Origin of the sequence: Paenibacillus sp. 32O-W, from assembly GCF_007679495.1 — a bacterium.
GTDB lineage: Bacteria > Bacillota > Bacilli > Paenibacillales > NBRC-103111 > Paenibacillus_L > Paenibacillus_L residui.
Genome location: NZ_VEGP01000101.1, coordinates 1 through 10,709, shown reverse-complemented (window position 1 = coordinate 10,709; position 10,709 = coordinate 1). Strand labels below are relative to the sequence as shown.

The 10,709-nt window shown below is 48.4% G+C and carries 10 protein-coding genes; 5 read left to right on the top strand and 5 right to left on the bottom strand.

Annotated elements, in window-relative coordinates; genetic code table 11:
• Positions 1–136: 136 nt before the first annotated feature.
• The 5 genes from FS806_RS23930 to arcC all read left to right on the top strand — a co-directional run bounded on the left by FS806_RS23930 (position 137) and on the right by arcC (position 5,768).
• Complete coding sequence (locus FS806_RS23930) at positions 137–679, top strand: hypothetical protein (RefSeq protein ID WP_144941708.1); 543 nt, start codon at positions 137–139, stop codon at positions 677–679.
• 928 nt (positions 680–1,607) lie between these two features.
• On the top strand, positions 1,608–2,183 hold the full coding sequence (locus tag FS806_RS23920) for a ribonuclease H-like YkuK family protein (RefSeq protein ID WP_144941714.1): 576 nt from the start codon (positions 1,608–1,610) through the stop codon (positions 2,181–2,183).
• Between the two features lie 549 nt (positions 2,184–2,732).
• Positions 2,733–3,299, top strand: a complete 567-nt coding sequence (locus FS806_RS23915) for an RNA 2'-phosphotransferase (RefSeq protein ID WP_144941706.1) — start codon at positions 2,733–2,735, stop codon at positions 3,297–3,299.
• Positions 3,300–3,395: 96 nt separating this feature from the next.
• Positions 3,396–4,214 carry a glycerophosphodiester phosphodiesterase gene (locus FS806_RS23910; protein WP_260982239.1) on the top strand — a complete coding sequence of 273 codons (819 nt, stop codon included), beginning with the start codon at positions 3,396–3,398 and terminating at the stop codon, positions 4,212–4,214.
• A 597-nt stretch (positions 4,215–4,811) separates the two neighbouring features.
• On the top strand, positions 4,812–5,768 hold the full coding sequence (arcC, locus tag FS806_RS23905; RefSeq protein ID WP_144941704.1) for a carbamate kinase: 957 nt from the start codon (positions 4,812–4,814) through the stop codon (positions 5,766–5,768).
• A 25-nt stretch (positions 5,769–5,793) separates the two neighbouring features.
• On the opposite strand, the gene FS806_RS23900 is transcribed toward arcC, so the two are convergent.
• The 5 genes from FS806_RS23900 to FS806_RS23880 form a co-directional block, all read right to left on the bottom strand.
• The gene (locus tag FS806_RS23900) at positions 5,794–6,489 is read right to left on the bottom strand and encodes a GTP pyrophosphokinase (protein ID WP_370451778.1); all 696 of its coding nucleotides are present in this window, start codon (positions 6,487–6,489) and stop codon (positions 5,794–5,796) included.
• Positions 6,490–6,665: 176 nt separating this feature from the next.
• On the bottom strand, positions 6,666–7,343 hold the full coding sequence (locus FS806_RS23895) for a PepSY domain-containing protein (protein WP_144941702.1): 678 nt from the start codon (positions 7,341–7,343) through the stop codon (positions 6,666–6,668).
• 131 nt (positions 7,344–7,474) lie between these two features.
• Positions 7,475–8,233 (bottom strand): PepSY domain-containing protein, encoded by a 759-nt coding sequence (locus FS806_RS23890; RefSeq protein ID WP_144941700.1) that lies wholly within the window; start codon positions 8,231–8,233, stop codon positions 7,475–7,477.
• Positions 8,234–8,464: 231 nt separating this feature from the next.
• Positions 8,465–9,814 carry a sensor histidine kinase gene (locus tag FS806_RS23885; protein WP_144941698.1) on the bottom strand — a complete coding sequence of 450 codons (1,350 nt, stop codon included), beginning with the start codon at positions 9,812–9,814 and terminating at the stop codon, positions 8,465–8,467.
• Positions 9,815–9,818: 4 nt separating this feature from the next.
• Positions 9,819–10,529 (bottom strand): response regulator transcription factor, encoded by a 711-nt coding sequence (locus tag FS806_RS23880; protein ID WP_144941696.1) that lies wholly within the window; start codon positions 10,527–10,529, stop codon positions 9,819–9,821.
• Between the last annotated feature and the right edge of the window lie 180 nt (positions 10,530–10,709).

The following is a 10,709-nucleotide window of genomic DNA, read 5'->3' as shown; positions in this document are numbered from 1 at the left end:
TCCTACTATTTCTCCATCGATCATTGATTTCCTTTCTTTATCTAGCTATTTTGATTTTAAAGATCACGGATTCAGGTACTATAGAATCGAAATGGGAATTATTCCTTTTTAAATTCAGGAAAAGGATCTGATTAGGATGATCGATTACAACCGTCTGATACATTTTGTCAAACCTTATTATGAGAAGAAAGATATTATGCACGATTTAACCCATATCGACAGAATGATCCGGTCCGCTAACCAATTATTAAAATTTTATCCGGAAATTACTGACCATGATTTAATCAAATACGGCTGCTACTTTCATGGATTTATTTACTTGGATGAGGAACGAATTAGAAGCTTTCTGGAGGAAGAAGGATTACCAGAAGAATATATAGATAAAATTGTTAAAGTCTCTTGGGAATCGCAGAAAGAAGAGGTTCCGCAAACATTGGAGGGCAAGCTGCTGCATGATGCTCATATGATCGAGGGAGGCAAAACCTATCTCATCGTTAAATCATTATGTACAGGAACGGCCAGGGGGCAGAGTTTGGAGCAAACATTGGAGTATTTTGAGCAGCACGTACTCGGTAAAGGGAAATGTTATTTGCCGGAGGCACAGATCGTTTACGATGAAATGCAGCAGTTTGCGGAACAATTTATTAGGGACTTGCGAGCCGGACTTGAAGAAGTGTAGTCCTTTTTCCTTTTGGAGGCACCTGTTAATTATGTTCCCGAGGTCATTCGAATAGATGCAGACGGAATGAAGTATCAGGTTGGAGGAACTAAAGAAATTTTTTAACTGGACAAGCTGCAGCAGGAGAAAGGGGAAGACAATGAATCATTTTATGATTGGCCAGTATGGAGGATTTGACTACAACAAGTACCTCCGCGATTATAAGGATGGCTTCTACGGGATAGAGGCCTGCCTTTTTAATGGAAAACAAGACGGTCAAAATTCAATTTGAGCATAGATCGGACTTGATCAGCGATGCGGATTTAGAGAGGGGTTACCGTTGGGTGGACGAGGTGTTGAATGGCGGGTCGTCCTCTTAAAGATTTCGTTAAGTAAAAACAAGAAGGGTTGACAGCTTTTGGAATCGCGTGTTACGATGTTTCATGCAAAACTCATCCATTTGAGAACAAGGAGGTATAGGACCATGATCCAGCAAGAGAAATATACTCATTTTTTCTGCCAATGGGAGCTTCATGCGCTTTCCTGTACCCCATATTGCGTTATGCGCCGCTTTCCTGTGCCGATACAGCGTCTGCTTGGTACAGACGCGACTTCTTCTTAAGGAGTTTTTTCGGTATCTATACATGGGCTGCGTATTTCGCAGCCTTTTTCTATTGGTTTTTCTGTACAATGCAGCTTTTTTCACTAAATCATGGATAGGTCAAGTCATAGATGTTGCTGCTTCTTACGGCGACTGGCAGACGAACGGGTGATTCCCGTCCCTATCCGTCCAACCCTGTCGAGAAATAACTGAATAGTCTGAAAGTAATCGGAAATAGCGGCCATCGGATAGTGTAAAAGAAAGACAGGAATAATATGCACAGGAGCGGAATGGGGAATGCTCCGCAAACGAACGAAAGGATGGAAGTACATTGTACTGGTGACGACTATGACATTAAACCAACGAATTCCCGTGCAAGGTGAACTGAAATTCCAGAATGTGACGGAAAGCAGGCTTTCCATTGATGATGTGCTGCAGCGCATTTTGCGTTTTATGGCTCAAGATCCCGCATCTCTATATCATTTTGTTATCGGTTCTGACAGCCAGGTCTATCGCGGTTATACGAAATTTGTGACCGGCATCGTCATCCATCGGCCAGGCAAGGGCGCTTGGGCCTGCTATCGGCAGGTTATCGTACCCAGAGAAATGACTTCCGTGAAGGAAAAGCTGTCTATGGAGACATCGCTTTCCCAGGAGGTGGCTTCTTATTTCGCGGGAGATGCGGTGCACCAAATGGAAGAAGTGCTTCTCCCTTATGTTTATCAAGGAGCATCACTGCAATCATTCATCGACATTGATGCCGGGACGAGGCCTATTGTCAATAAAACGTCTCTCTACGTCCAAGAGATGGTCGAGCGGGTGGAGGCCATGGGCATTTATCGGGCTCGGGTGAAGCCGGAATCTGTAGTGGCTTCGTCATATGCCAACCGCTACACGAAAAATCCTTCCCGCAAGGTGATGTAGCTGCTTCGGTGGCAGCAGGTAGTAAATGATTATAACTAAACTGTCCGCAGGAGGGCTGTTGACGGGACGACTGCCTGCGGTTAAGATGAATATACCATTTATTAGAAAGGAGGCCGATGAAGATGACAGGTCAACTCGATCATTTGACAACCGCATATGATACGCTTGTTTCTCTTATCGGCCTCTCCGGTGCATAGAAGCTATACCAGTCCGGGAAGCTCCACCCTGATTTAAAGTATGCTTATACCGGATCATGGACGATAGAGCCATGGTCTTTTTTTATTTCCGGGTCCCCGGCGGCCTTAAACGGGCCTGTAATCGAAACAATGTAAGTAGACAGTTACTTTACTTGGCAAGACCGCAGGCATTGGAGCCAGTGGTCTTTTTTATTCAAACCAATAAAAGTATTGTTGGAAGTCAAATGGGTAATGTCATTCGTGAAATCCGAGCATGACAAAGGGCGCTTAAAGCGCTGGCTGCGAGATTGGAAACAAAGGTGCGTTTCTATGCTTGAGAAATTACTTACATAGAGTCAGAGGGGGAAAAATTGTGTTAAACAAAAAGGAAGAGATCAGTCTCAGCAAATTCATGACGAAAATATTGAGGCATACTCCGCAAGAATACGGAATTGTGTTGGAGTCGCGGGACGGTTCCTGTCCTACAGCAGCTTTGCTGCAGGCGGTCCGCTCCCGGCCGAAATGGAAGGCGGTGACGATGGAAGAAATCGAGCAGGTCGTCCGCAACTCCGACAAACAGCGTTTCGAAATCAACGGCGACCGGATAAGGGCTAGATACGGGCATAGTCACCAGAAACTAAGCTACGAGCCCGGTCAGCCCCCGGATGTGCTGTATCACGGGACGAATATGTTTGTCCTGCAGGAAATACTTGCAGAGGGACTCCGTCCGATGGGCCGTCAGTACGTCCATCTTTCCGAAGGGCTTCATTTTGCTTCGTTGGCGGGCCAGAGGCGCGGGCAGTTGGTCATTCTTGCTGTCGATACCCGCAAGGCGCATGAACAAGGCACACAATTCTACTATGCCGGTAATGAGGTATGGCTGGCCGATGAAGTTCCGGCCGATTGCTGCTCCCCGTTGGAAACGGCTCTTAATCCGTAAATACAACTCTTGACAAGTTCAAGCGGGTGCGTAAATATTTGGATTAGACTAAACCTCTAAGAGCTCGCTTCAACTATCCGACAGGAGTGATAACAGGTGGGTAAAGAAGACAATACCATTTACTGGCAGGCGCATCGCGGAGGAGGAGCCTACGAAGCGCCGGATAATACAATGGCAGCCATTCGCTACGCCTGGGAATTGGGCGGCATTCCCGAAGTGGATGTCCGTTCGACCCGGGACGGCGTCATCATATGTTTGCATGATGCGACACTGGAGAGGACGACGAATGCTCCGGATGAGATCAACACGCTTCCCGCTTCGCAGTTGACCTTCGAGGAAATCCGTGCCTGGGATGCGGGAATCAAGTTTGACGAGAAATTTGCCGGAGAGAAAGTGCCGTCGCTGGAAGAAATGTTTCGTGAAATGCAGGGACATCCCGAAAGGATGGCTTACCTCGATCTGAAGGAAGTAGACCTGCAGCAGCTAGGGGCCATGATTGACCAATATGGTGTGAACAAACAGGTCATATTCACCCATAATGTTCAGGAGAACTGCAAGAAGATGAAGCAAATCACCCAAGGGGTCAAAAGCATGCAGTGGGTTGGAGGAAGCCCGGACAAAATCCGCGCCACCTTCGCCGATGTTCTGGCCTCCGGCTTCGAAGGTCTGGATCAGGTCCAAATTCATTTGCGCAGCCAGGAAGGAGCCTCGGACTGGCCTTATGTTGTGGACCGGGAATTTCTGCAATATGCGCTGGACGAAACAAGGAAGGCCGAAGTAGACCTTGAGGTATTGCCCTTCGAAATAGAAGGGGGAGCTATTCATTCTCTGTTGGATCTGGGCATCCGCTGGTATGCCACTGACGAGCCGGCTAGGTTCCTGCAGTGCATCAATGAGTGGAAAGCTCAGCAGTAAGATCACCCAGCAAGACGCCGCGCGATGACCCGAAATAGACATAAACAAACGCATGTATGGAACGGTTCCATACATGCGTTTGTTTTATAAGGCGTTGCTGCCGTTAGATATAATAATGCAAAGGGTATGTCCGATACTTGGCTCTCGGCATGCTGCTGTTCAGGATGACCCGGCAACCGGGTTACCTGTCCGTCTTAAAGCTATGTTTGCAAAACGAGGTCTTCAACTTTGTGATCTTATCGGATTGATTAAAGAATACTATAGAACTAACGTGGATTCTATATATAGCGGTTGAAGTCTCCTATGGTACTCCTCATCCTAATACAGGCACCTAAACCTGTGCTCCTATAGCCGTGACTTATCCGCAACGATGAGCATCGCGACAAGAAAGGCTTCGAATAAGCCTGGATGGAGTCCAGGGTTTCTGTGTGACAGCCTGGTGCGCATTTATGCATCGAATCTCTGATTTTCCGGAGAAAATCCACTTTACGGTTGAATGCGGGTACAGGACAGGTATAATGAGGTAGAGTTTATTAGGCAGGTGCATCACCGCCGGACTCTTGCCAAGGATTGGACAGTTGTGGGGGGAGAAATCTTTTGAACAACAGGACGATATTAGTCGCACTTGGAGGAAATGCCATCCTTCAGCCCAAACAGGAAGCGACCTTCGAGAATCAACTGGCCAATGTAACTGCAAGCTGCAGGATTCTGGCCAAATTAATCCGCATGGGCTACCGATTGATCATTACTCATGGCAACGGGCCGCAGGTGGGGAATATTTTGCGGCAGAACGAGGAAGCCAGACAGGTCGTGCCGCAGATGCCGTTGGACGTTTGCAGTGCGGAGAGCCAAGGGCTGATCGGTTATATGATACAGCAGGCGATGCGTAATGAGCTGGAGCTGCTGGGAATTGATAAGTCCGTAGTCAGCATCGTGACTCGTGTAGAAGTTTCATCGGATGATGAAGCTTTTCGAAGCCCGACGAAGCCCATCGGGGCCTTCTATTCCGAGGAAGAGGCGCGGGCATTCATGCAGGAGAAGGGCTGGATTATGAAAGAGGATGCCAACCGGGGCTGGCGCCGAGTCGTTCCTTCTCCGCTTCCGCTGCATATCATCGAGGCCGATGTAATAGCGAAGCTGCTGAACGAGGATCAAATTGTGATTGCCTGCGGCGGCGGGGGAATTCCGGTCGTGCGCAAGCCGGACGGGACTTACCGCGGTATCGAAGCGGTCATTGATAAGGATCACAGCGCGTGCAAGCTGGCTCAGGAGATTGGAGCCGATGTACTGCTGATTCTGACGGATGTAGACAATGTCTATATTCATTACGGCCGTCCCGGGCAGAGGGCGTTAACCAGGGTCACTCCCCCGGAACTGGAGAGGTTCAGGCGGGAGGGACATTTCAGCGAAGGCAGCATGCAGCCCAAGATCGATGCAGCCTCCCGGTTTGCAGACTCCGGAGGCACCTCGATCATATGCTCGCTTCATGAAGCGGATCTTGCCCTGGAAGGAGAGAGGGGCACGCTAATTATGAAAGCAGCGGACCACGTTTAACTGGCGGGTCCGCTTTTTTGTAGGGCTAGGTGGAGAATTTAGAGGTCAGGGCAAGGTTTATTGTCTGCTGTCCCTCATCGTATTCAATGCCGTCGTTTATTTTGAATTGCTGGATTTCCTCGTTAATGGCAAGCATTTGCTTATCCAATTGATGAACCAGGGCGGCCGATTCCCGCAGTTGATCCGTCAGCTCCTTGGGAATTTCCCTCTGGAATTTATAGAAGATTTTATGCTCCAGACTGGCCCAGAAATCCATCGCGATCGTGCGAATTTGGATCTCTACCTTGACATGCTCTGTCCGGTTAGCGAGGAAGACCGGGATTTCCACGATTAGGTGAAGGCTTCGGTAGCCGTTGGGCTTTGGATTTTTTATGTAATCTTTAACCTCAACCATATAAATATCGCTTTGTTTGCACAGGATGTCCAGAATTTTGTAGATATCGGTCGTAAAGGAGCAAATAATCCGGATTCCGGCAACATCGTGAATGTGCTTGCGGGCACTCTCCAAAGAAACCTCCAGGTTCTTTCTCTTAAGCTTTTGTACAATGCTGGCCGGTGTCTTCAGGCGCGATTTCAAATGCTCAATCGGATTATAATTATGGCTGAATCTGAATTCTTCGTTCAAAATTTTCAGTTTCGTATTCACTTCATCCATCGCAAATTTGTAAACTAATAGGAAATCTTTCCATCCGTTTAAATCCTGGATGTCCACATTCATCACTCCAAAGCTTGTTTGCATTTTTTCCTATATTAAATAGACTCCCGTAATTATACATCAAAACAATTAAAGGAATATGAATAACTAATGAAAAGTGTCTTAAATTCAGAAAAAAAGGACCCTTCCAGTGAAGGGTCTCCATCAGGTTAACTGCTGAGTTTCTTTTTGATACGGAAATATTAATCTAAGTCGTAATCATCGTCATGGTCATCATCATGGTCGTCATCATAATCATCGTCGTCCCAATCGATAGAAAGGACCTTCCCGGTGCTCGCATCGATGGTCACGTCTGCCTCATTATAGTCTGCGATCACTTCTATTTCATAAACCAGCCGGTTGTCTTCTTCATCCAACTCGATTTCGGTAATGACAGCCCCGCTGATTTGCGATTTAACGATCTCTGCAGCCTGTTCGGCGGAGAGGGAGGGAGTCATTTTTGCCACATCGTCATCTTTCTTGTAGTGATAGTTGTAATATCGATCGGGGTTATCCTTATATTTTACAAAATCAATTTTTGGATCACCGTAGCTGACGCCGTCCCAATATTTGACGACTTTCAGTATGTTCCCCGTATAGGCATTCAGATAGACATCGAATCCTAATCGGTCTCTTTCCAAATGGACTTTGTAATACTGAAAATTATCCTGCTGCTGCAGTTCCACGGAGGTAACCTCAGCGCCTGGAATATGCTTCTTGTTCAGCGCGATTTGCTTCGCCTGCTCCTCTGTCAGCATGCTTCTCTGTTCCTGGGCTTTAACCTGGGGCTCCGCCGCTTGGCTGACGGATGCATGAACCGCCATCGCACCGCCTGTCACAAGGACCACTGAAAGTATTCCTGCTGCTAATTTCTTCTTCATTATTAATTCCTCCTCGGTGTTTTGAATGGGTGCTTCGATTTATACTGTACCGCATCAATATGAGAAGAGAAGGAAAGTTACATTAGAAAATGATGAGAAAAAGGAGAGAGCCGTTCTGCAATGCTTCTGCTTTAATCATCCCAGGTAATCGACATCACTTCGCCCGAAACGGCATGAATTTGCACCGTAGCTTCCCGTTCGTCATCCGTTTCAATGTCGATCAGGTAGTAAGCCGCACTGTCTGTTTCCTCCAGGTCCGTATCTTCCACCTTGCCCTGCACATTAGAGAGAGCAATGACGATAGCTTCCTGCTCGGTCAATGTAGCTGCAGATGAGTTTCCTTTGGATAACAGTATCTTTCCGGTCAGGGCATCCACCATAATGACGGACTTGCCGGATTCCCCTTTGACTATGGCCTTGTAGACAGGGTTTCCATTCTGATAAATACGTTTGAAGAACTGGATATCCCCCGGAGCCTCGGATTGGATAATGGCTCTAATCTGATCGCCGCTGAGCTCCTCTCCATCAGCATGCGTCTGTCCCGGCACCGGCTCCGTATTCGTTCCCGCAGCAGCCCCGGACGACGGCTCTTGCTCTGCCGGCCAAGGGGATGCCGCCGGTTCCAATGTTTCCAGCGCCGTTATATTACCATTGGCGCCGTCTACCTCGAGACGGTAGATCCCGCCTTGGTATTCAAGCTCCACATCGTAATCTTTGTCCCGCTGCTTGATCTGGCGGATCTCCCCGGCATATTGAAGCAATACCGCCTCCCGGATCTCAGGCTCCGCCAACAAATCAGCCGGAGCCGCCCCTATCGGCCATTTGAGCCCCAGCGCCAATAACGCGATGAGGAGGACGGACAGGCCGACGGCCCCGATCCATCGCCACATGCAATCACCCCGTCTCTTTTTATCATAAAAATATTACAATAGGACACTTTACGATTTTTCATGAAAAGCTTCCACTAATACGTCTTAGTCATCTTCTGGTTCTGGGGCTTCCCGCAAAGCACCCGGAATACGTTTCGAAGGACTACATCACTTTGTAGGGGATTACTTAAAGGTATCATGAAAAAATGAGAATTCGATGAGAATCGTTACGGAAGAGGGCTCAAGTCTTGATCAGTCCAGGGGCAGCCAAATGGTGGCGGTCGTGCCCAAGCCTTCTACACTTTCCAGTTCGATTCTTGCACCCATTGCCTCGGCCATTTCCTTCGCCAGAGATAAACCGAGGCCGGTTCCGCCTTGCTTGCGGCTTCTTGTCTTATCCACTCTATAGAACCGGTCAAATACCTTCGGCAGGTCTTCTTTCGGGATACCGAGGCCGTGGTCCAGTATTTTCACGAAGGCATGCCGCTCCCTGGTACCGGTGCTAACGGTAATCGATTCATCGCTGTATTTCCTGGCATTATCCAGAAAGATGAAGATCAATTGCTTCAGCTTCTGAATATCCACATACGCCATGATCGGCCCGGATGACTCGACAAGAACGGTTCGGCCATAAGCATTCTGGAACACTTTCACCGATTGCTCCACAAGCTCCTGCAGATCGGCCTGCTCGGGCTGAAGGTCCCATTGCTCGCTGTTCTTGGCCAGCAGCAGCAATTGTTCGGTCATCTCCCGCATCCGGACCGCTTCGGAATGTATCGCATCCACCGATTCCTCCAACAATTCCGGCCGCTCCTTCCCTCGTCTCTTGAGCAGACTGGAATAGCTTTCAATGACCGTAAGCGGCGTCTTAAGTTCGTGGGAGGCGTTGGATACGAATTGTTCCTGCTTCTCGAAGTTTTCTTCGAGCAAATCGATCATATGATTGAAGGACTTTCCCATCTCATACAGCTCGTCCTGCGACTTCTCCTTCAAGGCTAGTCGTTTGAATTTCCCGCTTTGCCGGATGTCGCGCATAGTGGAAATCATGGACGTAATCGGCCGCGTGAGCAGATTGCTGAGCCACCGGCTGGAGATGAGAACCGGAATCATCGCCACGAGAGTAACCGCCATAAGCACGATCCGCAGAACGGACAAGTTATGCTCGATCTCGCGCAGGCTTTGCGATAATTGAATATTAACCACGCTGCCGTCCGGCCATATGACCGGAAGCGAGATGAACGTGTAGCTCTGCCCGCCATACTTGATAATTTCGCTGCGCTGGCGGTTATCATATTTTACTTCGAGCTTGCTCAATGGCTGCTGATCCGAAGAAGTGACAAGCGCCTTGTTGTCGCCGTCCTCCGCCACGATGCGGATCATTCCGCTGAGCGGAGCATAGGTGCGAAGCAAATCGTTCAGCGGAATCGTATTCGCCGATTGGGTTAAGCTGCGGACGATTTTATCCGCTTGCGCCTTCATGTTTGTTAATTCATTGTTCAAGACCAATGTATTAAACAAATAATAGATCAATCCGTTCATCAGGATGAAAAGGGTGATAAAAAGAGCCGAGGAATACAGAAGTATTTTATTTCGCAATTTCATAGTGTCATTTATCCTTTAACACGTAGCCGACGCCGCGTACCGTATGGATCAGGGCGGGCTCGCGGCCGTGATCGATTTTTTTGCGGATATAACGGATATACACATCCACAATGTTCGTCTCGCCCATATAATCGAAGCCCCACACCGCTTCCAATATTTGCTCCCGCTCAAGCACTTGTCGCGGATGCTTCAACAGGTAGGACGCCAGATCGAATTCGCGCGGGGTCAATTCAATCGGTTCTTCACCGCGAAACACTTCCCTCGTCTGCTCATTCAATTTCAGATCTGCGCATGTCAGCCAATGGCCATGGTCCGGTTCCGTTTCGGCCGGTTCGCGCTTGCGCATTCGCAGCGCCGCCCGTACGCGGGCGAGCAATTCCTCGATCTGGAACGGTTTGGTCACGTAATCGTTCGCCCCCAGATCGAGTCCCGACACTTTATCTTCCACGGAGCTTTTGGCCGTCAACAGAATAACGGGAGTCGAATTGTCCATGGATCGGATGCGGCGCAGCAGCTCGATTCCGCTTATTCCCGGCAGCATGACATCTAACAGAATTAAATCCCAACTCTTTGTCTTATAGGCTTCCAGAGCATCCAGGCCGTTCCCGGTTTTCACGACCGAATAGCCTTCACTCTCCAATTCAAGCTCCAACAGCCTGGCAATTTTCTCTTCATCCTCAACAACCAGAATGGTTGCTTCTTGCCTTTCGTCCATAATGAACCAACCTCCTCTAGTGCGTATACAAAACCCGGGAGGGCGGTCCCTTCGAGTCTTAGTTGAGTGTAAATTCATTTTAACACCGGATGTCTATGGATTAAACATGAATTCGGAATGTAGCCTAGCCAAAATCTGAGAGATTCACGTTGTGACAAGGCATTTTCGTCATAAAAAGTT